The following is a 25621-nucleotide window of genomic DNA, read 5'->3' as shown; positions in this document are numbered from 1 at the left end:
GGACAAGATGAGTCCAGGCTGAAGCAGGATTTCTAAAAAATAAAATCCAGAAAATTCAGTGATATATTTTCTGTATGGTTTTTATGGACTCAACCTGTCCATGTTGTGGTGGTTGCGGGAAGCAGCTTTATTACCGGTGCCTCATTACATCCAAACAGTAAAGCCCACGACAGGGAGCGTGGGCTTAGCAAACAGGTATCTAGCGTGAAGGATTTACAACACTGCCGAGGGCAATGCGAAGCCGGGATATACAGGCTTTATAAGGTCCATCAGGCGATTCATTCTGGAAGTCAGGGAACCAAAGATAATAGGTGGGAGCTTGGCCCGACCTGCATTTTTGACATCACAGGCTGTTACAGAGTAGCCTGCTGCGACCAGCCATGCTGCGACCTCAGTGCTGGTTTGTCGCTTTTTGTCGTCGGGCGTGAGCCCCCATTGATGTTGCGCCAGGGCCCGCAGGAAAAGACGAACGAGGACATCATCGCTTCGATTTTGGCCTACTTTCAGTTTCAGAGGGGTATAAACGTTTCTGCAATAGAGAAAATCACACCAGTCATCCCAGTCGGCTTCATCTTTCAAAGCATGTGTCTGCCGCCAGTCATCGAAAAGCTGGCGTTGCTTAAGTGCCTTTGACATATCATCCCACGGACGGGAATGCATTAACAAATGCCCTTCATTCATCGTGGGTGTTATCAATTGGCGTTTGAAGTCGAATTCCAGGTTTAACCTGATCTCGGACTCAACAGCGACCAGATCGCTTTCATTCAACCACATATCACGGGTTGAAATGAGAGATCCCCTGCGGAGCTTCTGACCCGGAGCCCTGTTCATATAGAGATTTACCATATAGCGGTTATAGTCGTCGCGTGGAATATCAGCAGGGGGTTTAACGCCTGCACGTGCGTGGACGATTGGGAAGCCTTCTGATTCCTTATAGGTCAACTGCCCCCGGGTTTTCATGGCGACCAGTTGTCGGACCTGATGTTTACAGGTCAGCATAGACGAGCCCGGATCCGCAATGTCGCATAACGCCTGAAAACGTGAAGATAGCGGACCAGACATATCGATATTCTCGAGAGAGACATCTGTCAGAAAACCATCTGTAGTCACACTGACCACTATTGCATTCGGCGGAAGTGCATTCATCAACTCGCCCACCACCGCGCGGACAAATCCCGTGACATGTGCAGCAAAAAATGGCTGGGTGACTGACGAAGGCGGCAGAGGGCTGTTCAGCCCACGGGCGGTATCAAATGCAGTCTTTGCGTGAAGACCCTGAGCGAGTTTTCCATACAGTGAATTTCCGATCTCTTTCCAGAATTTTTCCTCCAGAGAACCTTTAGCATGACGGTTACGGTTTTCACGTACCTGCTGCACAAAAGGTAAAAACACCGAGCATTCTTGTTCACGTGAATTTGTAACATCACCCGATTCATATAGGTGCCATGGAACGATGATACCTTGCTGAATTGTAATCTCAGCACCCAGAGACAAAGCGAGGGCAATTTCAGGTGCCGTAGCCCACGATTCACCTGCTAGCGGGAAAAATAGACCAAACTGTTCGGTTCTGACAGGCAGGCAGGGAAACCGTACCGAGTCCGGAAATTGAAAACTGACAAGCGCAAATCCCATGACATGACCGCAATAATCTTCAGGATTGCGGCTATGGAAAATATTATCGTAATCAGGCTGCAAAATATCCAACAGCCCAGTAGTGTAAGCACCTGCTAAATCGTAGTCATACCATTCCCTTTCCGGGGTAATACCCATCATGTAGCATTCGTTACGACCGCCGTGATAACAGTTTATGGGGAAGGTTTCATAGAGTTCTCTAGCTGGTATGCTCTGCCTTGTCTTCACCGTTCGGAACCCCTGGGTTTCGGGATTCCAGCACTGTTTCGTTACCGTTCGTGTGCCCATGCAAATTTCAGAAGATATGCCACTTTCGTTAATGGTTTTGAGAAAACGTGAAACACCGATCCCACCAATAGTTGCAGGGACCCGCGTAATCATCAGACTTTCAGCGCAGAAGGATTTCACCTGCAAGGCATAACGCACTGCTATTTCGGCGTCACGCAAGGCATAGGCCTCGAAACCGCGTCGGTCCCCCTTTAAATAGTGTCGCATATCGCTTATCGAATAGGGCGCTGGAATAGTCAGTTTCGGCAGGCCAAGTAGTTCACCACATTCTGACAGTCCCATACCGCCCGGAGTGATCAACAGGGTATCGATAAACGTCACATTGCTGCAACGGGGTGGGCTGGTTCGCTTATCAAACGTGATGAGGCTATTTTTTTCACGACGATTTTCGACTTCATCAAAATCAATACCGTAGCGGTTTTTAAAACTGCTAACTGTACTGCGAATTCCTTTCAGCAGTATTTTGTGATCGCTCCAGAAATCGGAAAACGAGGCAACATCAGCCCGCAGGAAATGAGCATACAGCGTAATCGAACCCGGCCATTCGTTAATCTGCTCATTCTTCAATAGCGGCGTCAGGGTTTTCGCGAGAAAGTTTTTCAGCGACAGGCGATCTTTTTTGTGGGCGCTGGCGGGGTACAGGATACCGGGAACACCCGTTCCATCAGGCAGCACGACATAGCTCTGATAAGACAGAATGTCGTTTTGCTTTGTCTGTGGGTTATAGACATATTCAGTGTCAAAGCCGATATCAAGATGTAACTGGCTGCTGACGTCCAATCGTTTTTTTGATTTTTGCGGTAGTAATGGGAAGCTATCAAGTGTTTTAGTCGGTCTGGAGTCAGATTGCGTCACGCCAGCCGCATTCGCGAGCAGTGCATTCATGTCAAACATAAGTATTTTTTTCTTATTCAGGTGTGCGGTGTCATTATCGACACCGCTAATTGAGGGGAAATCAGATAAGGGCTGTGCGAATATCCGCAAAAAGTTGCTCTTTGTGTTCATCGTCATTGGTCGCGACGAACGAAACAAACTTATCGCTTACTTTAATAACCACGCCATTCGGGGTCTTTTCTACCATCGGCAGGAGTCGTGAGGAGATAAGGCAATTTGCATGTAACCAACGGAAGCGCATTGCTTCAAATTCGCGACCGCCAAGAGCGGTAGCCAGTTCCTGAAATGCATCATCAAGAGTGTCAGATTTGGCTGATTCACTGACGAGAGTGCCGCCATAGCGGTTAATCAGCATCAGGATAGCCTGCTCGTCGTTCTGAAACAGGCTGATGCCGTATACAAATCTCAGTCGGGCAATGCAGCGATTACCTTCGTAAATAGCCTCGTCAGTCAGGCCGCTTTTGAAAATGCTGGCATAGACGGTAAATGCGGCTTTCACAGCCTCGTCCGAATCAAAATGCTCAATGTGCAGTGCGCGGCTTGCCCGGCCAATAAAGTACAGGCGGTTTTCAACGATACCGATGCCACTGACATCAGAGACAGGGATGATCTTATCGCTTGAGTTCACCAGGTAATCAGTGCTGAGTGTTGTTGAAGTTGTCATAATTTTTTCGCCTTATCAGGAAGTAATATTTTTAACGTGAAATTTGGATGTTCGTGAGTTGCTGCCGTTCCCAGGCCTCCACCTCAGATACTGGAAATCGAATAGCACGGCCCAGCCTGATAAACGGAGGGAGTTTCGCCGGATTTCGGGTGATATCGCTGGCAATCGTGCTGGGTGAAATGCCCCAGCGGAGAGCAAGCTGTTTACTGGTGATGTACATAACGGGGCTCCTCTGAGCAAAAAATAGTTAAGGCTGCTGGCAGCCACTGCCGGGTCCAGCAGTGGCGTGCTCACATTACGAGTTGCGCAGTTAGATGGCACTTCATAAAATTCACAGCTCATGCCGTCAGATTTTTTATTTAAATGTATCAACCACTTGTGATACTACCGCCTGAGCATCCGCTGTATTATGAAAGGCATAGCGGCGGGTGGCAGTGAGTGAATGGTGATTCAGTAACCGGGAGGCCATGGCAATATCGCTGGTCGCCTGTAGCACGCGGGTTGCAAACGTCCGGCGAAGGTCATGTATGCGCAGATTTTCAATGCCAGCATCCCGGCAGATTCGGGCAAAGGTTTCACGCGGATAGCTCAATTGACGAGTGGCGTCAGTAAGGCGAGGAAAAATCCAGCTCATACTGAGTGCCAGTTGTTCCTGTCGCTGAATAATGGACACTGCGGGCTTTGCAAGCGGGCAGGTGAATGGATGCCCTGATTTCGTATCCGGGAGAAGTAACTGCTGTGCATCAGGATGCCAGTAATCCCATTTAAGGGTACAAACTTCGCCAATGCGCATACCGGTATAAAGTGCGAGCAATATGGCATCAGCAGCGGGTGTATTCAGTGCTTCAGCGGCAGCAATAAATAATGGGATTTCCGTGGCAGAAAGTGTGCGATACCGGACGTTATTCTCTTTCAGATAACGAACGTGGGTCATCGGAGAATGATTTATCCATTCAGCACGTACAGCCAGAGAACATATCTTAGAGAGTAGTGCAAGGAGGCGATTTATGGTTGCCGGACGTAATGTTGAACGCAGGTCAGCCGCGAATTTTTCGATTTCACCGGCAGTAATATCACGCAGGCGACGCTGTCCCCAGAAGGGACGGATATAGCGATTGAGCTTCGACAGTTCAGACTGAGGGCTTTTCTTATATAGCTGCATATCAGGAAGCCATAAGTCGTTGATAGCCTGTTCAACGGTATGACGGCGGGACTGTATGGCAAGGCGTTTTTTATTACCAAGCCGAATCATAGTGTTCAGGCGGGCATCTTCAATATCGAGATGTGGGAACGTCCCAAGTGTTTCATAAATACGTTGATTGTTAATGGTCGCCCGAAACGCGAGCGTAATTTGATTGGGATAGACCAGCGCCCTCAGATGGGGGCAGTGAATATCACGGTATTCCTGGCAACCAGTCGTCGGATGTGGCAGTTGCTGAAGTGATTTAGTGCTGAAACGCAGATCAATAATGGACATCGTAGTTCTCCTGTGAATGTGTGCCAGGAAAAATACGATGTCAAGTGAGCTAATTGCGAGTTGTCATTTTCACAGTTCATCATTTCAATTTAGAACTGTGTTTTTTATCTACAGATGACCTTTCTCTGCGGGCCGTGACGCTATGAGTTCATTTAGTCTGAGCAAGTAATAGTAATCGGGTGACATATTCCTCTTTGCTGAGACGACCTACATCGTTAATCTTTGAAGGTAGTCCAAACGCTGTCGATTTTAAGTCCAATAATCCTTTAATAGTTGGGCCGTTTTTTTTAACAGTAAGGCTCTTTCCTTCAAGAAAAAGGATGATTTCTTTGGCTGTGGGTTTCCATTCTGGGAAGATAAGCAGTGCAATGTAAATATAGGTTTTGTATAAGGTCTGGTTTATGTTTTTTTGGATTCCTGTCAGGTTTTCTTTGTTTCTGGGGATGGTTTCATTAATAACAAATTTGTCAGGACAAGTTGGTGTGATTGTATGGTCTTTACCATCAAGAGCATGCTGTATAACTTCATAGGGTAACATTGCAAGGGTAATTAATTGCATCATGGCAGGGTGGTGGAGGTGATTACCTTCAATAAGTCCATGAGTTTTCATTCTTTTTATTATTTGCAAAAGAAAGTGGAAATAAAATCCATTACAAAATCGCGCAAAGAAAAGGAGGGCGGTATCCTGAGGTTCCAGATTTGAAACTTTCGGGAGTGAATTTGTGAAATCTGAGGATTTGATATAGGTTATGATTTTTCTGCGGGCAATTTTGAGTGCTATGTTATGAATGGATATTGAAAACTTACCATTCCAGATGTAGGGTTTGTTATTTTGATATGTTTTTTCATCCGCAAGTGTATCAAGAATATTTAGCAATGTGAGAATCGGATTTGTTGGCTCGTCGGTTGCCTTATTCAGTAATTCTTCCATAAAGGCATCAACTTCCTTTAAAACATTGCCCGGAATTCTATTTTGTTTAATGGAGTTAAGGCCGTAGATATTAATGGTCAGTACGTCGAACTCCTTACGTTGTAGTTTGCACCATTTTTCAAGGTAATCAGTATACTGAAAAAAATTAATATAATTGGACAATAATGCGGAGGGCGCGAATATCTCGATAGAGGCTAATGACGGGCGCATCTTACGCGTGCCATCCGGTTGTTCTTGTGTCATCAGATATAGTAAATCATCCTCAGTGAAAATTTCGGATAATTTATCAATATCAGGCTGATATTTAGCGAGCAGTTGAGCGTTTTTAGGATGCCGGTCAGGGTGTTCAAGATAGTTTTCAAACATAATGTGCCTCTTTATATAGGGCAGATACCCTTTTACTGATGGAGGTTTGCAAGGTAGTGCTTTGATTACAAGAGTATGAGTAGGTTATTTACCCCAACGGTAGTTTTACACCATAGCTTACATCGAGTCTATCCTGCTAATAGTATTAGAATTTATAAGCTTGTAAGCATAAGGGCATCCGTAAGTCATCTGTCAGTATCAATTGGACAATTCCCTTCAAGATACCGCGATTCTGGTGTGTCCAGGGGCGTGTCTTGAGGTATCATTTAACGCAATTTTTTACGATGCAATGCCCTGCATCGCAGGCTTTTCTTCAGACCAGGATGATTCATGAACGACAAAATCAGTCAGGATACGATCAACAAAGCCCTGTGGGCCGCGTGTGATACGTTCCGTGGCACCATCAGTGCTGATACCTATAAAGACTTTATCCTTACCATGCTGTTCCTTAAGTACATTTCGGATGTCTGGCAAGATCACTATGATGAATACAAAGAACAGTATGGCGATGCGCCGGAACTGATTGAAGCGATGATGGCTAACGAGCGTTTTGTGCTGCCAAAAAGTGCCAGCTTTTATGCGCTGTACGAACGCCGCCATGAGCCGGGTAACGGTGAGCGTATCGATCAGGCTCTGCATGCAATCGAAGAAGCCAACGGAACCAAACTGAAAGATGCCGGGAAAAGCGTGTTCCAGGATATTTCGTTTAACACCGATCGTCTTGGCGAAGAAAAACAGAAAAACACCATCCTTCGCCAGCTACTGGAAGACTTCGCCGGTGAAGATCTCAACCTGAAGCCGAGTCGTGTCGGTACGCTGGACGTTATCGGCAATGCTTACGAATACCTGATCAAAAACTTTGCCGCCAGCGGTGGGCAGAAAGCCGGGGAGTTCTATACCCCGCCGGAAGTTTCGGACCTGATTGCTGAACTGCTCGATCCGCAACCGGGTGATACCATCTGCGATCCAGCCTGTGGTTCCGGTTCATTATTGATGAAGTGTGGGCGTAAAATTGTCTCCGGGCATGATAGTCGTAACTATGCCTTGTTCGGTCAGGAGGCGATTGGATCTACATGGTCGCTGGCGAAAATGAACATGTTCCTTCACGGCGAAGACAACCATAAAATCGAGTGGGGCGATACCATTCGTAACCCGAAGCTGCTCGATAAAAATGGCGATCTGATGCTGTTTGATATCGTGACCGCTAACCCGCCGTTTAGTCTGGACAAGTGGGGCCATGATGAGGCCGAGAACGATAAGTTTGGTCGTTTCCGTCGTGGTGTACCGCCGAAGACCAAAGGTGATTACGCTTTTATTTCGCATATGATAGAAACCCTGAAACCGGGAACTGGCCGTATGGGCGTAGTTGTGCCACACGGTGTGCTTTTCCGTGGCTCCAGCGAAGGTAAAATTCGCCAGAAACTGATCGAAGAAAATTTACTGGATGCGGTAATTGGTCTGCCGGAAAAACTGTTCTACGGTACGGGGATTCCGGCTGCGATTCTGATTTTCAAAAAGCAGAAAGTTGATGACAAGGTGCTGTTTATCGATGCCAGCCGTGAATTCAAGGCAGGTAAAAACCAGAACCAGCTTAGCGAAGAAAACATTAAGAAAATCGTCAAGACCTACCGTGATGGCGATAACGTCGAGAAATACGCCTATCTTGCCAGCCTGAAGGAAATTCAGGACAACGACTACAACCTCAATATTCCGCGCTATGTCGATACCTTTGAAGAAGAGGATGAGATTGACCTGGTGGCGGTGCGAGCAGAGCGTGAGCAACTGAAGGTGGAACTGGCAAAGCTGGAAGTTGAGATGGCGGGTTATCTGAAGGAGTTGGGTTATGGCGTTTAATTACGAGATAAATCAACTAGAATTGATGCAGGCAAGAATTAAAAGCGTGCCTCACGGGTGGCAATTCACTTATGTAGGTAAGGCGTTTTGCATCCGTAATAACTTACGGAAGCCGATTAGCGAAGAAGAACGTAGTATGAGTCCGGGCAACTATCCTTATTACGGACCGACTAAGATCCAAGGTTATATTGGCGCTTTTGAACAAGATGGAAGTTATGCTTTGATTGGAGAAGATGGTGATCACTTCCTGAAGTTTGAAAAATATTCAATGACGCAGTTGGTGGATGGGAAATGTACAGTTAATAACCATGCTCATATTATTGAAGGAACGAAAGAGGCCTCAAGAGAATGGTTTTACTACTATTTTATGCATAGGGACATTTTCAGTTTCTTGAGTCGGCAAGGGGCGGGTAGGTACAAGCTAAACAAAGCATCCCTTGAAAAAATGCCTTTGTTGCTCCCTCCTATCGTTGAGCAAAAGAAAATCGCCCAAATTCTGTCGACCTGGGATAAGGCAATTACGGTGACGGAAAAGCTTCTCGCCAACAGTCAGCAGCAGAAAAAAGCCCTGATGCAGCAATTGATTACCGGGGAGAAACGGTTGCTGGATGAGAATGGGGTGAGGTTTAGTGGGAAGTGGAAATGGCTTAGGGCAGCAGAACTGTTTAAGACTATTTCGCAAAAGAATAATTCTGAGGATGAGGAGCTTCTGGCAGTAACTCAAGACCTGGGCGTAATACCTCGTTCGATGTTAGAGCGTAGGGTTGTAATGCCTGATGGCTCAACGAAGGGCTATAAGTTGGTTGTTTCGGGTAATTTTATAATTAGCTTACGATCATTCCAAGGGGGATTGGAATACTCTCGTTATCGAGGATTGGTGAGCCCTGCGTATACAGTGTTAACCCCAATAAAAAAAATAGTAGATGAGTTTTATATGCAATATTACAAATCTTACAATTTTATTGGGCATCTTGCCGTCGCAGTTATTGGAATTAGAGATGGAAAACAAATCAGCTATGAAGATTTCTCTTTTTTGAAACTTCCTTATCCTGAGATTGAAGAACAACAAAAAATCGCCACAGTCCTGTCCGCTGCCGACGACGAAATCGCCACGCTGGAGAAAAAACTCGCTTGCCTGAAAGACGAGAAAAAAGCCCTGATGCAGCAATTACTGACCGGTAAACGTCGGGTGAAAATCGATGAGGCTGTTGCTGCATGAAACTGACGAAAAGCGGGCCGCTGATTGACCGGGAAATCGACTGGCTGGAAGAGGTGTTGCTGAAATACGGCAATGATGGCTCTGTACTCTGTTTCTCTGAGCTGGATGGCTTCCTGACGGCGGTTGTCTCTGGCCCGAATATGATCCCCCCTAATACCTGGCTTAGTGCTATCTGGGGTCGTGGTGACTACCACCCTCACTGGACCACTGAAAAAGAGATGACGCGTTTTGTGGGGCTGTGTTTTCAGCATATGAACGATATCGCTGGCTGCCTGTATGAGGCCCCTGAACAGTTTGAACCGATTTTCAATGGACGTGAGGTGAAGGGGAAGACATATACCATCGTCGAAGAGTGGTGTTTCGGGTATATGAAAGGCCGGTCTCTGGATGACTGGTCAGCCTTGCCAGAGGCCTTACGTCCCTCGCTGGAGGCGATAGCCCTTCATGGTATCGAAAAGAACTTCCCAGTGGTTGAGAAAATGTCACCTGTTCAATTTGAACAGAGTATTACTCTAATTCAGCCTGCGGCACTGGCGCTTTACCAGCACTGGTTGTCGGTGAGAATGTCAGAGGCATCATCCCGGCCTGTTCCCGTGAAGGGGGCAGAAAAACTGCCCGGTCGTAATGACCCGTGTCAGTGTGGCAGCGGTAAAAAATTTAAAAAGTGCTGCCTGCACTGACAAAGCGGAAGGGGGCTTGCTCATGGCAGTGAACAATCTGGATCGTTCCCGGTGGTACATGGGAAATGTTCTCTGGTTTGGAGGCTACAACAGCAAAACGGATCGGGAGAATAACTTTGGCTTTCTCTTATCAGAGAATGGTAATGAGCTGTTTTTTCATAAGAATGAGATAAGCCGGAACTATACACCCGCTGACAATACACCGGTGCTGTTCAGGGAAGGTATAGGTAAAAATGGTAAGCCTACGGCTTTTAACGTTCACATTCTTGATAAAACAGATGAGGAGACGGCTGAGCTCCTCATTGAATATCTCCGGGCTATTATTGAGGAGGGCGTTGATTTCGCTCGTTGGCGTTATCGTGACAGCGTTGTTAATTTCCTCACTCAGTCCTTTGGCGAAAGGGCTATAATTCGGTTAGTTACCAGTGATATAGCTGTTACAAAAGTCTTGCCGCTATTTTTAAAATCACGTAACTACGATAACCAGTTTGCACTTTTCGCCTCTGATAAGAATTTTGATGATTTGACCGCACAACAAATATCTCCTGCGGTCATGCCTTCGTCATTTATCGATAATAACATTGATCAGTTCGCTGTTTGGGTGAAAAGGTGTTCTGCGGCTACGGATTGCCAGGGGGCTTCAACATCGGACATCATCAATGAATTACTCAGCCATATATCTATAAGTGCTATTCTCTACCTGGCATTTTACGATTGTATAAGCAGCGAGCGGATTCTTGAACATCGGCATGATGATATAGAGAATTTTGTTCGACGTAGTTTCACGAAAAATAAAATGGATATACAACCATTTGTCCGTGATGCCTATCAGCAGAAATTCTCATCGAGAGAGCAATTTTATAAACATTCCGTGATTAGTCCTTTTATCAATACGTATTTGATTAAACAGAAGATGTTCAGGAAAGATTTCAGTTTTGTTAATGATATCGAGTCGAATACTGAAATTTCTTCTGATCCTGAATACTTCATTCTGAGTAAATTGTTACCGTTGCTTGGGCGCAACGATGAACAGTCCGTTCTGAGTATTATTCTGCATGAGATATGGCACGGAGTCTTGTCGGGTAAAATTCCGGTAAATCATCCTTCTGTTTTCAAATTGTTCCCACAATGTAGTTCATTACAAATTCGTTTCCCAAGTTTAGAATTATCCTGTGAGGCGTTTCACTGGAATGCAAAACAACCTGACGGAACGATAGAGAAAAAATTCCTTTGTCGTTCGAAAATCTGCCATGATCCGCAGGTACTACCCGACCTCAGTCGGGATTACATCGACTTCACTATTTATGACTGGCTTGCCCACTATGGCATGACCTATCTGATTGCAGGCGAACCTTCTAAGCGGGATTTCCCAATTAAACTGGCTGGGTATTTCAACCGTATCAGAGAATTACATTCCCGCTTGCATTGCCGAAGTTGTGGGGTGCTGATGGTTCCAGATATGAAATATGCTCGTGTCGAAGTCAGCGTCTGGGATACAAAGTCGAAAGGATTTGTGAAAAAACCTTTCCAGGCCGCGTATCGCCTGACCGTTTTTAAATGTGCCAGTCATTCCTGCGAACAGTTTGGTATCGGGCATTACATTAATCACTGTATTGGTTACAAATGTAGCGAAATAATTGACGGCAGAGATTTGCATGAAAAATGTTCAGAAGGACGATTTATTTGTGCATCCTGTGGTTCCTGCTGTACGACGCATCAGGAGAAATTTGGTAATGTAAACAAGGGTGAAACAGAACAGGTCAAGTACAATCGCCTTTATCGGGACTCGCCGTTCTTTTCATCATAAGTCTTCGCTCATTTTTGAGTATGTCCGTACAGACATACAGTGTCACCTCTTAGCCAAGAAGGATTACCGGGTGGATAAGCACTACCAACCTAAATTCCAGGAAGAATACAGCGCCAAAATCCCGGCACTGACGTTACTGACCAGCCTCGGCTGGACGTTTTTACCCCCGAAACAGATTATGGATTACCGGGGCTATAAACAGGATGAGGTGCTGCTGCGTCCGGTTCTTCGTGAGGCGTTGTCTAAGCGTTCCTTTATGGCGGGTGGTAAAGTCTGCCAGTTATCGGAAAAAGCGCTGGATAACCTGATATCACAGGTCTGTTCACCGGCACTGAATGAAGGGCTGCTGAAAGCTAACGAGCGAATGTATAACCATCTGCTCTACGGGATCGCTGTCACGGAATTTGTCGATGGCAAGAAGGTGAACCCCACGATCGCGCTGATTGACTGGGAGCATCCGGAAAATAACCAGTTCCATTTTACCGAAGAATTTACGGTATTGCGGTCAGGTGGTGTCGAAACCCGCAGACCGGATATTGTCTGCTTTGTTAATGGTATCCCGCTGGCAGTCATTGAAGCGAAAAGCCCGGCAGGTCACGGTAAGAAAGGGCCAACCATTGACGAGGGGATATCTCAGAGTATCCGTAATCAGCTCAACGATGAAATCCCGCAGCTGTTTGCTTACAGCCAGATATTACTGTCGATTAACGGGTATGACGGGCGCTACGGTACCTGCCATACGCCAATGAAATTCTGGGCAGCATGGCGTGAAGAAGATATAACCGATCCGCAGATGCATGCTCTGCGCAACCATCAGTTATCGACGGAACAAATGCATGCTTTGTTTGATCATCGTCCTTCAGCCGATCTCGACTGGTACCAACAGTTAATAGCCGCTGGTGAACTGGCTGTCAGTGGACAGGATAAGCTGCTTATCAGTCTGCTTTCGCCGGAACGTCTGCTGGAGATGACCCGCTTCTTCACCCTGTTTGATAAAAAGACCGTGAAGATAGTCGCTCGCTATCAGCAGGTGTTCGGCATTAAAAGACTGCTGGAACGCATCAGTACCCGCAGACCGGATGGGGGCAGAGAAGGTGGGGTGATCTGGCATACCACGGGTTCCGGCAAATCGTACACTATGGTGTTCCTCAGCAAGGCGCTGATTCTTCATGACAGCCTGAAGCAGTGTCGTATTGTGGTGGTGACGGATCGTGTAGACCTTGAAGGGCAGCTCAGCGGCACTTTCGCCTCTGGTGGTGAACTGGCCGGGAAGGATGATAAGGCCAAAGCGATGGCGACCTCAGGTCAGAAGCTGGCACAGCAGATTGGCTCTGGTAAAGAACGTATAATCTTTACCCTTATTCAGAAATTTAACTCAGCGACAAAATTGCCTGAATGCGTTAATACCAGCCCCGACATCATCGTTCTGATTGATGAAGGACATCGCAGCCAGGGCGGTGAGAACCATGTGCGAATGAAACTGGCCCTGCCGAATGCCGCCTTTGTGGCATTTACCGGTACACCATTGCTGAAAGAAGATAAGACCACCAATAAATTCGGGCCGATTGTCCACGCTTATACCATGCAGCGAGCGGTAGAAGATCAGGCGGTGACGCCTCTACTTTACGAAGAGCGTATTCCTGATCTTGAGGTAAACGATCGGGCAATAGATGCATGGTTTGATCGTATTACCGATGGGTTAAGCGAAGCGCAAAAAGCCGACCTTAAGCGTAAATATGCCCGTAAGGGTGAGGTTTATAGTGCAGATGACCGCATCCGTCTGATTGCGTTAGATATCGCCACACACTTCTCGAAGAATATTGATGAGGGGCTGAAAGGCCAACTTGCCTGCGACAGCAAGATTTCCGCCATCAAATATAAAAAGTATCTTGATGAAGCCGGGTTGTTTGAGTCAGCTGTAGTTATCAGCCCGCCGGATACCCGGGAAGGGAATACCGAAGTGGATGAAAGCAAACTGCCGGAAGTGACGAAATGGTGGAAGGATAATGTCGGCACGCAGGATGAGTCTGTGTATACCCGTAATGTCATCAGTCGTTTCGATACCGATGAGAAGCTCAAATTGCTGATAGTCGTTGATAAACTGCTCACCGGGTTTGATGAGCCGAAGAATACCGTGCTGTATATCGACAAGCCGCTTAAATCACATAATCTTATCCAGGCTATTGCCCGGGTGAACCGACTGCATCCACTGAAAAAGTTTGGCCTGCTGATTGATTATCGCGGCATTCTTGCTGAACTGGACACGACGATCGGTAAATATCAGGATCTGGCCTCCCGAACTCAGGGGGGATACGACATCAAGGATATTGATGGGTTGTACAACGCTATGAGTTCTGAATACAAACGTCTGCCTCATCTGTATAACCAGCTGTGGGCCATATTTGCTGGTGTCAAAAACAAAAATGATACTGAGCAGTTACGTGCGGTACTGGTGCCTAAAATGGAAGAACGTGACGGAGAGATGGTCGATATCCATCAGAAAACCCGTGATGATTTCTTTGAGGCGTTAACGGCCTTTGCCGGATGCCTGAAAGTGGCACTGCAGTCTGCAACCTTCTTCACCGACAAGAGTTTTACGGAACAAGACCGAAATCTCTATAAAGAAACCGTAAAACAGATGTCCAGCCTGCGCCAGTGGGCAATGCAGGTCAGCGGCGAGCAGGTCAATTATGACGACTACGCTGAGCAGGTGAAAAAATTGCTGGATAAGCATGTCACCGGCGTTGAGGTTCGTGAACCCGATGGCGTGTATGAAGTCGGTAAAATGGGCAAGAGCGAAAAACCCGAAGAGTGGGATAACAATAAAACCCGCAATGAAACCGACATCATTAAAACCCGTGTGACGAAGATGATTGAGCAGGAGCTGCGTGATGACCCGTACGCTCAAGAGGCATTTTCCAGACTCCTGCGCATGGCTATCGAAGAAGCAGAAAAACTGTTCGACCATCCACTAAAACAGTATCTCCTATTCCGTGAGTTTGAAGAAAAAGTTGAAGCCCGTAAGCTCAGCGACATCCCGGATGCACTGGCGGTGAACAAGTATGCTCAGGCGTATTACGGTGTATTTAAAAAAGAGCTACCTGAGGTTTTTGCGGTAAACGATGTTCAGGTGCAGGAGAAGTGGACGAAGCTGGCTTTTGAAGTGGACAGTATCATCGTCAAAGCAGTGGCAGAAAACTCCCTAAACCCTCAGGATATCGAGAAAGCAGTCAAGACAAATCTCTTACCGCTACTGTTTACGGCCTGCCGGGAAATAGGTGCCGGAATGAACCAGGTAAACCGTATTGTGGAAACTATCATCCAGATACTGCGCGTTGGTTTGATGAAATCATGAGTGAAAAAGAGTCGCCAGCAATGAAAGCGTTACGCATTGTCTATGGTGATGAAGCCATTATCGTACAGTGTGTTCCGCGTCAGGTCGTTAAGGGCAGGGTGCTCATCAAGGTGCATCCGGACTGCCGGGTTGTGGCCTCTGTACCACCAGAAACACCTGAGCACGAGGTGTTGTCTGCGCTGAAAAAACGAGGGCGCTGGATATATCAGCAACTACTTGATTTCAGGGAGCAACAGACGCACATTGTTCCGCGTCAGTATGTCAGTGGCGAAAGTCATTACTATCTTGGCAAGCAATATCAGTTGAAAGTGACAGAAGACGCTACTGCACCGCAACGAGTGAAAATGTTGCGTGGGCGTCTGGAAGTGACGGTCAGACACAAATCGGCTGAAAAAGTTAAAGCGTTGCTGGCTGAATGGTATCGGGAACGCGCCAGAGATGTCTTCCAACGCAGACTAGATTTATTGATACCACAGACCCTTTGGGTTAGTGAGTGTCCGCCGATACGTTTGCGGGCGATGCAAACGCAATGGGGTAACTGTTCTGCAAAAGGTTGTCTGACCTTGAACCCATGGCTGGTTAAGGCATCCTCAGAATGCATCGATTATGTCTTGCTACATGAGTTATGCCATGTGGCTGAGCACAACCACAGCGAAGAGTTTTACCGTCTGATGGGGCAGGTTATGCCGGGCTGGGAAAAGGTCAAGAAACGGCTGGATGGCATGGCTGGGATGTTGTTGGCTGATATGTAACTTATCAATATGAGTTCTTAAGGGTTTGGTCAGTCTCGTTAATGCAGGGAGTATAATAATGAGTAAGTTAGATAATAAAATTGAAGCACGCCATCGTAATTTGTTTGATGTTCTAAATGCGCAAAAATATACCGTTGATTACTTTCAGCGCGAGTATAGCTGGGGTGAGAAACATATTGAAGAGTTGGTTACAGACTTAACATCTGCGTTTCTCAATGAATACACAGTCGGTGATTCTCGGGAGCAGGGTGAAAACTACAATAATTATTACTTAGGACCATTTGTTGTGAGTAGTAAAGATGGGAAACGGAGTATTATTGATGGTCAGCAACGACTGACTTCATTAACTTTATTTCTAATTTACCTCCATAACCTTCAGAAAGAACTTAAATATGAAGAGAAAATAGAATCAATGATTTTCTCCGAGCTACGTGGCAGCAAATCATTCAATATAGTAGTTGAAGACAGAATTGCTTGCATGGAAGCATTGTTTAATTTTGGTAGCTATAGTTTAGTTGATGGGGATGATGAGTCAACCCATAACATGGTGGAGAGATATCAGAATATCACAGATGCTTTTCCTGATGAGTTAAAAGGTCAGGCTTTTCCTTTTTTTATCGACTGGCTTAAGTATAACGTTATTATGGTTGAGATAGTTGCCTATTCAGATGAAAACGCATATACCATCTTTGAGACTATGAATGACCGAGGATTGAATCTTACTCCGTCCGAAATGCTTAAAGGTTTTTTACTTTCACGCTTTCATCAGGGAGATAAACGCCAAAAGGCAAATGAACTCTGGAAAAAAGCGATGATGGATTTAAAAAACTATGACAAAGATGAAGACCAACGTTTTTTCCAGTCATGGTTGCGAGCTCAATATGCTGATACAATACGCCCGGGTAAAGCTGGTTCAAAAAATGAAGACTTTGAAAAAATAGGTACGCGTTTTCATAGTTGGGTTAGAGATAATCTTCAGGCGGTGGGATTGGACCCAGATAATGGAGAGACATTTGAACGATTTATACAAAAAAACTTTTTGTTTTATTTAAATGCTTATACACAAATACTGAATGCTGAGAGAGCATTAACGCATCAACTGGAATATGTATTTTATATCCACCATTGGGGTATTGCACCTACTTTAAGTTTCCCTTTGATGTTGGCTCCATTAAATGTTGGTGACAGTTCTGAAGTTGCGAGAGCCAAAATAAACCTGGTGGCTCGCTATATTGAAACGTTTGTTGTTCGCCGTTCTGTCAATTTCCGTAAATTCTCTGCCAGTTCTATTCGTTACACAATGTACAGTCTTGTTAAAGAGATTCGTGGTAAAAGTTTTGAAGAATTAAAAGATTTATTATCTAAGAAGTTATCCGAAATGCCAGATACTTTTGCAGGAATGGAAGAGTTTCGTCTCCATGGTCAAAACTATCGTTTTGTGAAGTTTTTGCTTTCTCGTATAACTGCGTGGGTTGAGCAGCAAGCTGGAATGAGTACAACCTTCATTACATATTATCAGCCAGAACACGGTAAGCCATTTGAAGTCGAGCATATTTGGGCCGATAAATATGAACGTTACTCTGATGAGTTTGAACAAGAGCACGAATTTAACAATTACAGAAATCGCTTAGGTGATTTGGTTTTATTACCTAGAGGCTCAAACCAGTCATATGGTGATTTGTGTTACGATCAAAAGCAACCTCATTACATCAAAGAGAATCTCCTGGCTAAATCGTTATGCCCATTGGCATATATGAATAGCCCTAATTTCAATCAGTTGAGAAATGTATTCGGATTGCCTTTCAAACCACATGATTCATTTAAAAAACAAGATGTCGATGAACGACAGTCTTTGTATAAAATAATTTGTGAGAATATTTGGGACCATAATTTATAGCAAAGTTAGGGTGTTAATTAAGCTGTAATGGCATCATGATTTTTAAAAGGAGGTTGAATTGCGTTCTGAAACGTTTTTTGTCAAATTTATTGAACAACTGAAGGGCATTTCGGTTGAAGATGATGTTGAATTCAATTTTTTTGAATTGGGTGGTTCCGGATATCTCGAAAATCCAACTACGGATTTGATGGCTTTGTTTATGGGAGCCCAGAAAATGGTGCCGCCATGGTTGCTCAAAGCATTGCTATGTTGTCTGGATGATTCCCTCGATGTTGATGAAATTGATTTCACTTCTCTGGAGCTAATGAGAGAGGCCCGAACAGAAGATGGGAAATATATTGATATTCTTATCAGACATGATGAATTCATTATAGGTATTGAGCATAAAGTTCTGGCTGATACATATAATCCTTTTCCCAGCTATGTAAGTCTCATTGATAGTTACGGCGGCAACAATCAAAAACTATTTCGCTGTATATTAAAGCCTGACGGTAACAGCGCTAAAGGCGTAGACGGTTGGCAACTGATCAATTATTCACTGCTGCTGGAAACCGCCATTCGACGTCTGGGGTTAGAGATGATGAATCAAGAGTTCAGCAAGTGGACTTTTTTTTATCAGGAGTTTTTAAGTCATCTTAAAAAATTGAGTGAGGTTAGTATGGATAAGGTTTCTGATAAAAATGTGGAGTTTGTCACTGAAAATTTCACAGCTTTGATAAAATCGGTTCAATTGCTGGAAATGTACCAAAATGCTATCACCGAGGAAGCTAAATCGGTTGTCTCAGAGGTATTGCCTGATATTCATATTGCAACAGGTATTAATAACTGGAAGGGTTACTATAAAGCAATTCATCTGATGCCGGGATGCTGGGGACAAGGTAAAACAGGAATTACGTTAGTTTATCGCCCTTCAGTGGATGGACGAGATGAAGCGGAGTTCTACGTATATGGCTGGATACATTCAGATGATTACCCTGAAGTTAATGTACTAAAAGAAGAAATAAGAGTTGCTTTAAGTGCTGGAGATTTCATTCCAACAGCTAGCCCTGAGGACTACGAAGTATCAATTACTGGGAAGGGGAAAGTGCTTGAACTGAGTTTTTGGGGGAATACGAGAAGCAAAAAAGATGCACTGGTTCTTCTGAAGGATATGACTAAGTGGATGGACTCAAAAATAAGAACATAAAGTAATATGACTGAGCGATGACGATCTTTTTTATATTGTGGATTATTAGGCTGGTAATTGAAGCGCCGAATAGACAGATATTGGAATAAAAGGAGAATATTCAAATGATTTATCAGTGTGATACTTGCAGTAGAACGACCTTTGAGATTCATTGCCCATGGTGTAGTGGAGTTTCGCCTGTAAAAACGTCTGCATGGGGTTCAGCATCATCGACCTCACAAGCAATAGATATACAACGTATGACACCATTGAATCCATCGTTTTATCCCGAATTTCAGTATCGTTCAAAGGGGGTTCTGAAAGATCTATTTGGGAAAAAGAAAGAACAAACGCAGCTTAATCAATTGCTTGAAAATGTTCTCGAAAAATACTCCAGTTTAAAAGATCCATATTTTACTAACTTCATTTACACTTCCAGATTCTCACATAATAATAAATCGGAAGCAGATTTCTCAACAGATAATGGCACATACTCCGAATTACAACTTTTCCGTGAGGTGTTGGTCAGAAAAGGGTTCAATGAGCTTGAGGAGTTACCTGAGCTATTAGATAAATTACTCCTTACCACGTCATTTAACGCTCTTTATTATGGTTTCGCTAAGGAAGTTAAACGGCATATTAAATCTACACTTACTGAATCCTTGAAGTCATGGATTGAGGAAGCGGGCACCACTTTTCGGGCAGATCTTTCATTATTTCTATTCTATATATGGAGTAATAAGATAGAGTTCTCATCAGTAGAATTCAATGAAAAAGCGGAGGCCACGCCTGGTGTCCCTTTGGTTTTATTTGATGAAGTTAAAAAATACTTGGCTGTGTGCGAACGTATTTATTTTGATATTCTGGTTGATAGATTAGCTACACGCCTTGAGCATTTTAACCCTAATAAATTCGTCACCATGTATTTAGTTGATGCAATGGACGGTTTCCAGTTCGAAGATTTCCTTGTGGAAATATTCCAGACTATGGGTTACGACGTCAAAGAAACCAAGAGAACGCAAGATCAGGGTGCAGATCTTTTCGTCACTCGATTTGGTAAGGATATGGTTATTCAGGCGAAAAATTATTCTGGTTCTGTAGGTAACTCGGCGGTGCAGCAGGTGATCTCTGCTAAAACGTTCTATGGTTGTGATGAGGCGATGGTTGTGACTAATTCCTACTTCACACGCTCTGCTAAAGAGTTAGCTGAGTCAGCCTTGGTACGTCTGATCGACAGGGATGAACTGCAAAAGTATCTGGATGATTACAATCAGAAGATAATCGAAGATTTCCAGTCAAACTCGTAACTTTGCAGTCATATAGATATAGCAAAGTACAGGTAGGCCTCCGTGAGAGGGGGACTTACCTGTGCAGATTCTATGCTCAAAGTTATCCAAGCCTATCTATTTACTGCTAATTACAGTAAAGTAGAAGGACAATTACAGCAAAGTTTCGCAATGCACTGCTATGTAACTCATTGATCCTGCGTAGAATTTAAAATCCCTCGGCGTTCGCGCTGTGCGGGTTCAAGTCCCGCCCCGGGCACCATGGGAATAAAAGCTATAAAATCAATGATAAAGCAGTGTCGTACAAGCCACCCTCGGGTGGTTTTGTTCGTTCTGTGCGCCGTATACCTGAAACTCTTCCCGATCAATTTTTCACTGCTGGATAACTATTACGGCATACTACCGGCTGCCCCCGGTGGCATGACTTCTGGCGCCAATCCTGGTTGAAAAACCGCACAATCTCTGGAGAACTCAGCATGAATCAAGGGCCGCTAAACGAAGAAGAACTGGAATGGCTGGACGACACTCTGGCTCAGTATGGTAACGACGATTCCGTGCTGGATGTCTCCGAGCTTGACGGTATGCTTACCGCTATTCTTTCCGCGCCAGCGCAGATTGAAACCTCGGTCTGGCAAAACGCGCTGTGGGGCGACGAAACGAACCTGCCTCACTGGGAAAGCGCCCAGCAGCAGCAACGCTTTACCGATCTCACCACACAGCATATGAATGATATCGCCGAACGTTTGCGTCATGCTCCCGATCAGTTCGATCCGCTGTTTGGTCTGCGTGAAATAGATGGCATTGAGTACACCATCGTTGAAGAGTGGTGCTTTGGCTATCTGCGCGGAACCGCGCTCAGTGCCAGCAAAACCTTACCAGAGCAGTTACAGCATGCGTTCGAGGCGATTGCCTTGCATGGTGATGAAGCAAATGTCGCAAAGCTTGAGCAAATGACCGGGCAGGAGTATGAAGCCAGCCAGCAAGCCATTGGCCCTGCGGCACTACAGCTGCATCAATATGGCTATGAACAGCGCCAGGCTGACACGCAAGCGTTACATTAATCGAACCCGAAAAATATGTCTTTATTAACAGCCAGGCCGCTGCCAGGCTGTTAACCTTCCTCTGCAATTCCAGATATTCTGCGTAAGTTAAAATAGCGTGAGCTAACTAATACTTAAAAATAAAAAAAACAACCCTTTGCCAGAAAATAAAGCTACTTTTCCACTTTAAAGCCTGCGGTATTTCATGTTGTTTATACTTAGTGCCAACCTAATTTCGAGATAATTAATCCGCAGAGGGAGATATCAATAACAACTCAATGGATAATGCAACAAATGATGCCGGGGAATCCTTTAAAGTATCTATGGAGTGGCTAAGATTGCTGCTGATTTGGAGTGTAGCCGCGGAATGAATATTTGCCACCGGGGAGGTCACGGAAGCGAAGAGGGGGCATCATCATTAGTAAAAACCGGCAAGTATCAACCATCCTCGCCGGAAAGAGGTACTTAAGCCTGGGTATCCAGTGTAGAAAGCTCTTTATCGATAAAATACAAACCTTCGCCGCTTTTTCCAACCAGGCTTAATTTATCCAGTACCGATTTAAACAGCTTCTCTTCTTCATGCTGCTCAGCCACATACCACTGCAGGAAATTAAAGGTCGGATAATCCTGGGAGATCATCGCGGCATGTGCCAGCTCGTTAATTTTACTCGTGATCAACTGCTCATGCTGGTAGGTGGCGTTAAACAGATTATCCAGAGAGGTGTAATCATGGTCTGGTGCCGGCACCGCATTAATACGCGGCAAACTTCCGGTGTCGGTCAGGTAAGCAAACAGACGCTGCATATGCTCCATCTCTTCCTGGGCATGGCGGCGCAGGAAAGCGGCAGCCCCTTCAAAGCTATGGTAGCTGCACCATGCACTCATTTGTTGATAAAGCAGCGAGGAATAAAGCTCCAGATTCATTTGTTCGTTAAGCTTGTCGATCATTTCAGTTTTTAACATGGTGCACTCCGGCAGATGTTTATCTAACAATAGCGCTACTTTAATTTTATTATTTCGACAATGCAAAGAAATTGTTAATTATATTATTGCAATGAGAATGATTGTTAATTTTATTTCATGTTTATTATCAATTCGTCTTTATAATAAGAATGATTATTATTTAATTTAAAGGTCGGCGGATAACGCTCAGCCAGACATTTTTTATTCTCCAGCGCGCGATGGAAATTATTGAATAAGGCTCTCGCCTCGCAGATATTTCTCCATTCCCACGCCGCGACACTGGTACTCAAGCGTTACTTTCTGATTCAGGCACAGTGCGCCGCTGCTCAGGCTACAGGTTTTGATTGGCTCTCCATAAGGGAATGCGGCGCTATAACCCCACTGCTGGCACTGATGGCTGGCTGCTGATTGGGCAATGTAGGTATCCACTTTTGCGGTTTGCAGTGGAGCAAGATCGAATCCCAGGCGAACTACGCCTGCAGCTTCACTGCTTTTTACGGGCTGCGGCGTTTTATTGATGGTGCATCCGCTTAATAACATCACGCTTAATGCTATATAAAGAGTTTTCATCTTATTGATACCCGAATGATTTTTTTATCATTTTAGCACGCTGAAAAGAGGTGGCGTAAGCGGATAAGGCAATAGGTGAGATAGCCAACGCATCCGTCAGCCCTGTCGTCGATGGCGCAGGAAAACAGGTGCATCAACCTGATGATATTGCGCGTAGCAAAACCAGCCTGAAAAGGGGAGGAGACGCGGAACAAAATGCAGAAGTGTGAGCGCCTCTTAATTTTTTAAAACAAAATTTCATTAAATTTGAAAGTATGTTTGCCAGGTAGTATTGTTACGGCATACCAACGCTATTCACCACGGGAAATCCCGTGCCCCAATCAGGAGACGGAAATGAAAATAGCACTGATGATGGAAAACAGTCAGGCTGGCAAAAACGCAATCATTCTTAATGAGTTGCAAGCGGTTGCTGCTGAAAAAGAGTACCCGGTTTACAACGTAGGCATGAGCGATGAGCAGGATCACCACCTGACTTACATCCACCTCGGTATTATGGCCAGCATCCTGTTGAATTCTAAAGCGGTTGATTTCGTGGTAACCGGTTGTGGCACCGGCCAGGGCGCAATGATGTCACTGAATATCCACCCGGGTGTGGTTTGTGGCTACTGCCTGGATCCAGCCGATGCGTTCCTGTTCTCGCAAATCAATAACGGTAACGCGCTGTCTCTGGCATTCGCTAAAGGCTTCGGCTGGGGTGCTGAGCTGAACGTCCGTTATATGTTTGAGAAAGCCTTTACCGGCCGTAAAGGCGAAGGTTACCCGATTGAGCGTAAAGAGCCGCAGGTTCGTAACGCCGGTATCCTGAATCAGGTTAAAGCTGCGGTAGTAAAAGAAAACTACCTGGATACGCTGCGTGCAATCGATCCTGAACTGGTGAAAACCGCGGTATCTGGCGAGCGTTTCCAGCAGTGCTTCTTCGAAAACTGCCAGAACAAAGAGATTGAAGCGTTCGTTCGCGAAATTCTTGCTTAATATCTTTTGATATGACTTACGGCCAGCCTTTGCTGGCCGTAATTATTTATGCATTAACCTACTGTTTTTTAGACACGCTACTGCCCGCATCCTGCGGCAAACGCAGTAAATCGACCAGCCCAATCAGGCAAATCAGCGTAATCATCACAAATGAAATCTTGATTGAGAACCCCGCAATAGCCGTGATATCAAGCCACTGAGCGACTTTCTCACCCAGACGAATTCCAATCGCACCCAGCGTAATCCCCAATCCAACCGACAACTGGGTTGCCGTGCTAAACAGCGTATTGGCATAACTCATTTGTGTGGAGGGCACGTCAGAAAAGGCGAGGGTACTGATGCCGGTAAACTGCATGGAGCGGAACATGCCGCCGAAAAACAGTATCGCCACCGTCAGCCATACCGCAGTCTGGGGAGTGAGAAAGGCGCAGGCCAGCAGGGAAGCGACGTTCAACAGCCCGTTAACTATCAGCAGCTTTTTAAAACCTAACGCGCGTATCAGCGGTGTGGTCGCCGGTTTCATCGCCAGGTTTCCGGCAAACACCGCTAAAACCAGTAAGCCCGAATGGAAAGCGTCCATCCCGAAACCGACCTGAAACAGCAGCGGCAGCAAAAACGGCACGGCGCTGATGGACGTCCTGAACAGCGAACCGCCATACATCGTCACGCCAAAAGTTTGTACCTTTAATGCGTCAAGGCGAATCATCGGGTGCGCTGCGCGTTTAAAGTGCCTGAGCGAAAACCAAAGCGCCGCCGCTCCCAGCACCAGAATACTCACCGTTGGCAGCAGCTTTACCTGAGATTGGCCGAGCATCTCCAGACCGTACACCAGACTAATCATCGCCACTGCGGTAGCGGTAAAACCGATGGCGTCAAACGGACGGCGTTCATCATCATGAATATCCGGGATAAGCCGCCAGGCCAGCGCCATCGCCACTAACCCAAGCGGCAGGTTGATATAAAAAATCCAGCGCCATGAAGCATAGCTGGTGATAAAACCGCCCAGCGGCGGGCCAATAATAGGGGCGACCAGAGCAGGCCAGGTGAGGGTGGCGATGGCCGTGATCAACAGATGCTTGGGCGTGGTGCGTAGCACCGCCAGGCGGCCGACCGGGACCATCAGCGCACCGCCAACGCCCTGCAAAACACGCATGGCTACAAATTGTTCAATGGTATTGGCAATACCGCACAGCACCGAGGCGAAAGTAAAAATGGCCAGGGCCAGGGTAAATATTTTACGGGCGCCAAAGCGGTCGGCAATCCAGCCGCTGGCGGGTATCAGGACCGCCAGCGTCAGTAAATAGGCGCTCATGCCGATATTGAGATCGACTGCATCAACGCCGAACGTCCTGGCCATTTCCGGCAGCGCGGTGGCGATCACCGTCCCGTCGAGAAATTCCATGAAAAAAGCGCCAGCCACCAACAGCGCCATACCAGAAATGCCGCGTTTTGCTACCGGAGAAGGGGAGTCAGTCATGAGTGAAATTCAAAATTAAAATTATGTTTTAAAAAAATGTTGAGCCAATTAACCAGTTAAGTGGTGGATATGCAAGCCATTTTATGTGACTGAGATGTAAAAACCACACCTTTAATATGTGATGCGCATCACAAAATGGTTGATTTATGTGATGGGTGTCATATTATGAGCGACATAAAGAGCACCACCTGTAAAAATAAAAACTGGAGCACACAATGAAACTACGCAACGTTCTGAAAAGCATGTTCGAAAACTACTGCAAAACCTTTAAAGACGTTCCACCGGGCGGCATGTTCTAAGCTACCGCACCGAAGAAAAACCTGCCGCGGCAG

General features: G+C 45.6%; 20 protein-coding genes. 12 read left to right on the top strand and 8 right to left on the bottom strand.

What is annotated here, in order from left to right:
• Positions 1–213: 213 nt before the first annotated feature.
• The 5 genes from EHN07_RS13165 to EHN07_RS13145 form a co-directional block, all read right to left on the bottom strand.
• On the bottom strand, positions 214–2814 hold the full coding sequence (locus EHN07_RS13165; RefSeq protein WP_425267187.1) for a hypothetical protein: 2601 nt from the start codon (positions 2812–2814) through the stop codon (positions 214–216).
• A 61-nt stretch (positions 2815–2875) separates the two neighbouring features.
• Positions 2876–3478 (bottom strand): hypothetical protein, encoded by a 603-nt coding sequence (locus EHN07_RS13160; protein WP_064554555.1) that lies wholly within the window; start codon positions 3476–3478, stop codon positions 2876–2878.
• A 31-nt stretch (positions 3479–3509) separates the two neighbouring features.
• The gene (locus EHN07_RS13155) at positions 3510–3698 is read right to left on the bottom strand and encodes a helix-turn-helix transcriptional regulator (protein ID WP_048206749.1); all 189 of its coding nucleotides are present in this window, start codon (positions 3696–3698) and stop codon (positions 3510–3512) included.
• A 135-nt stretch (positions 3699–3833) separates the two neighbouring features.
• On the bottom strand, positions 3834–4955 hold the full coding sequence (locus EHN07_RS13150; RefSeq protein ID WP_064554554.1) for a tyrosine-type recombinase/integrase: 1122 nt from the start codon (positions 4953–4955) through the stop codon (positions 3834–3836).
• A gap of 148 nt (positions 4956–5103) precedes the next feature.
• Complete coding sequence (locus EHN07_RS13145; RefSeq protein ID WP_064554552.1) at positions 5104–6252, bottom strand: hypothetical protein; 1149 nt, start codon at positions 6250–6252, stop codon at positions 5104–5106.
• A 330-nt stretch (positions 6253–6582) separates the two neighbouring features.
• Between EHN07_RS13145 and EHN07_RS13140 the strand changes: the two genes are divergently transcribed.
• From EHN07_RS13140 to EHN07_RS13095, 10 genes are all read left to right on the top strand, one after another.
• Complete coding sequence (locus EHN07_RS13140; protein ID WP_064554550.1) at positions 6583–8106, top strand: type I restriction-modification system subunit M; 1524 nt, start codon at positions 6583–6585, stop codon at positions 8104–8106.
• Positions 8096–9325 carry a restriction endonuclease subunit S gene (locus EHN07_RS13135; protein WP_064554548.1) on the top strand — a complete coding sequence of 410 codons (1230 nt, stop codon included), beginning with the start codon at positions 8096–8098 and terminating at the stop codon, positions 9323–9325. Before EHN07_RS13140 ends, EHN07_RS13135 begins: the two co-directional genes overlap by 11 nt.
• The gene (locus tag EHN07_RS13130) at positions 9322–10005 is read left to right on the top strand and encodes a YecA/YgfB family protein (RefSeq protein WP_064554547.1); all 684 of its coding nucleotides are present in this window, start codon (positions 9322–9324) and stop codon (positions 10003–10005) included. The genes EHN07_RS13135 and EHN07_RS13130 overlap by 4 nt, the downstream gene beginning before the upstream one ends.
• Positions 9950–11812: a cold shock domain-containing protein gene (locus EHN07_RS13125; RefSeq protein WP_244202398.1), complete on the top strand. Its 1863-nt coding sequence runs from the start codon at positions 9950–9952 to the stop codon at positions 11810–11812. The genes EHN07_RS13130 and EHN07_RS13125 overlap by 56 nt, the downstream gene beginning before the upstream one ends.
• 70 nt (positions 11813–11882) lie before the next feature.
• The gene (locus EHN07_RS13120) at positions 11883–15167 is read left to right on the top strand and encodes a type I restriction endonuclease subunit R (RefSeq protein ID WP_064554542.1); all 3285 of its coding nucleotides are present in this window, start codon (positions 11883–11885) and stop codon (positions 15165–15167) included.
• Positions 15164–15919 carry a M48 family metallopeptidase gene (locus tag EHN07_RS13115; RefSeq protein ID WP_064554541.1) on the top strand — a complete coding sequence of 252 codons (756 nt, stop codon included), beginning with the start codon at positions 15164–15166 and terminating at the stop codon, positions 15917–15919. The genes EHN07_RS13120 and EHN07_RS13115 overlap by 4 nt, the downstream gene beginning before the upstream one ends.
• A gap of 58 nt (positions 15920–15977) precedes the next feature.
• Positions 15978–17816: a DUF262 domain-containing protein gene (locus tag EHN07_RS13110; protein ID WP_064554539.1), complete on the top strand. Its 1839-nt coding sequence runs from the start codon at positions 15978–15980 to the stop codon at positions 17814–17816.
• A gap of 58 nt (positions 17817–17874) precedes the next feature.
• Positions 17875–19002, top strand: a complete 1128-nt coding sequence (locus EHN07_RS13105) for a PD-(D/E)XK nuclease family protein (protein ID WP_124024581.1) — start codon at positions 17875–17877, stop codon at positions 19000–19002.
• Between the two features lie 104 nt (positions 19003–19106).
• On the top strand, positions 19107–20288 hold the full coding sequence (locus tag EHN07_RS13100; protein WP_124024580.1) for a restriction endonuclease: 1182 nt from the start codon (positions 19107–19109) through the stop codon (positions 20286–20288).
• A gap of 455 nt (positions 20289–20743) precedes the next feature.
• Positions 20744–21328: a UPF0149 family protein gene (locus EHN07_RS13095; protein ID WP_124024579.1), complete on the top strand. Its 585-nt coding sequence runs from the start codon at positions 20744–20746 to the stop codon at positions 21326–21328.
• Between the two features lie 444 nt (positions 21329–21772).
• Here EHN07_RS13095 and ftnA read toward each other — a convergent pair whose 3' ends face one another.
• A complete protein-coding gene (gene ftnA / locus EHN07_RS13090; protein WP_124024578.1) occupies positions 21773–22270 on the bottom strand; it encodes a non-heme ferritin in 498 nt (165 codons plus the stop codon).
• Positions 22271–22495: 225 nt separating this feature from the next.
• Positions 22496–22840, bottom strand: a complete 345-nt coding sequence (yecR, locus tag EHN07_RS13085; RefSeq protein ID WP_124024577.1) for a YecR family lipoprotein — start codon at positions 22838–22840, stop codon at positions 22496–22498.
• 333 nt (positions 22841–23173) lie between these two features.
• Here yecR and EHN07_RS13080 point away from each other — a divergent pair, with 333 nt between their 5' ends.
• Positions 23174–23812: an RpiB/LacA/LacB family sugar-phosphate isomerase gene (locus EHN07_RS13080; RefSeq protein WP_124024576.1), complete on the top strand. Its 639-nt coding sequence runs from the start codon at positions 23174–23176 to the stop codon at positions 23810–23812.
• Positions 23813–23870: 58 nt separating this feature from the next.
• On the opposite strand, the gene EHN07_RS13075 is transcribed toward EHN07_RS13080, so the two are convergent.
• Complete coding sequence (locus tag EHN07_RS13075; RefSeq protein WP_124024575.1) at positions 23871–25289, bottom strand: MFS transporter; 1419 nt, start codon at positions 25287–25289, stop codon at positions 23871–23873.
• A gap of 215 nt (positions 25290–25504) precedes the next feature.
• Between EHN07_RS13075 and azuC the strand changes: the two genes are divergently transcribed.
• Positions 25505–25588 carry a stress response protein AzuC gene (azuC, locus tag EHN07_RS13070; RefSeq protein ID WP_124024595.1) on the top strand — a complete coding sequence of 28 codons (84 nt, stop codon included), beginning with the start codon at positions 25505–25507 and terminating at the stop codon, positions 25586–25588.
• Positions 25589–25621: the final 33 nt, after the last annotated feature.

Source organism: Buttiauxella warmboldiae (genome assembly GCF_003818135.1).
GTDB lineage: Bacteria > Pseudomonadota > Gammaproteobacteria > Enterobacterales > Enterobacteriaceae > Buttiauxella > Buttiauxella warmboldiae.
This window is presented reverse-complemented; position numbering and strand designations above follow the sequence as displayed.

What these genes read in the sequence shown, in the direction of transcription:
- EHN07_RS13165 (WP_425267187.1), bottom strand. Translation starts at nt 2,814, where the DNA reads ATGTTTGACATGAATGCACTGCTCGCGAATGCGGCTGGCGTGACGCAA.
- EHN07_RS13160 (WP_064554555.1), bottom strand. Translation starts at nt 3,478, where the DNA reads ATGACAACTTCAACAACACTCAGCACTGATTACCTGGTGAACTCAAGC.
- EHN07_RS13155 (WP_048206749.1), bottom strand. Translation starts at nt 3,698, where the DNA reads ATGTACATCACCAGTAAACAGCTTGCTCTCCGCTGGGGCATTTCACCC.
- EHN07_RS13150 (WP_064554554.1), bottom strand. Translation starts at nt 4,955, where the DNA reads ATGTCCATTATTGATCTGCGTTTCAGCACTAAATCACTTCAGCAACTG.
- EHN07_RS13145 (WP_064554552.1), bottom strand. Translation starts at nt 6,252, where the DNA reads ATGTTTGAAAACTATCTTGAACACCCTGACCGGCATCCTAAAAACGCT.
- EHN07_RS13140 (WP_064554550.1), top strand. Translation starts at nt 6,583, where the DNA reads ATGAACGACAAAATCAGTCAGGATACGATCAACAAAGCCCTGTGGGCC.
- EHN07_RS13135 (WP_064554548.1), top strand. Translation starts at nt 8,096, where the DNA reads ATGGCGTTTAATTACGAGATAAATCAACTAGAATTGATGCAGGCAAGA.
- EHN07_RS13130 (WP_064554547.1), top strand. Translation starts at nt 9,322, where the DNA reads ATGAAACTGACGAAAAGCGGGCCGCTGATTGACCGGGAAATCGACTGG.
- EHN07_RS13125 (WP_244202398.1), top strand. Translation starts at nt 9,950, where the DNA reads ATGACCCGTGTCAGTGTGGCAGCGGTAAAAAATTTAAAAAGTGCTGCC.
- EHN07_RS13115 (WP_064554541.1), top strand. Translation starts at nt 15,164, where the DNA reads ATGAGTGAAAAAGAGTCGCCAGCAATGAAAGCGTTACGCATTGTCTAT.
- EHN07_RS13110 (WP_064554539.1), top strand. Translation starts at nt 15,978, where the DNA reads ATGAGTAAGTTAGATAATAAAATTGAAGCACGCCATCGTAATTTGTTT.
- EHN07_RS13100 (WP_124024580.1), top strand. Translation starts at nt 19,107, where the DNA reads ATGATTTATCAGTGTGATACTTGCAGTAGAACGACCTTTGAGATTCAT.
- EHN07_RS13095 (WP_124024579.1), top strand. Translation starts at nt 20,744, where the DNA reads ATGAATCAAGGGCCGCTAAACGAAGAAGAACTGGAATGGCTGGACGAC.
- ftnA (WP_124024578.1), bottom strand. Translation starts at nt 22,270, where the DNA reads ATGTTAAAAACTGAAATGATCGACAAGCTTAACGAACAAATGAATCTG.
- yecR (WP_124024577.1), bottom strand. Translation starts at nt 22,840, where the DNA reads ATGAAAACTCTTTATATAGCATTAAGCGTGATGTTATTAAGCGGATGC.
- EHN07_RS13080 (WP_124024576.1), top strand. Translation starts at nt 23,174, where the DNA reads ATGAAAATAGCACTGATGATGGAAAACAGTCAGGCTGGCAAAAACGCA.
- EHN07_RS13075 (WP_124024575.1), bottom strand. Translation starts at nt 25,289, where the DNA reads ATGACTGACTCCCCTTCTCCGGTAGCAAAACGCGGCATTTCTGGTATG.
- azuC (WP_124024595.1), top strand. Translation starts at nt 25,505, where the DNA reads ATGAAACTACGCAACGTTCTGAAAAGCATGTTCGAAAACTACTGCAAA.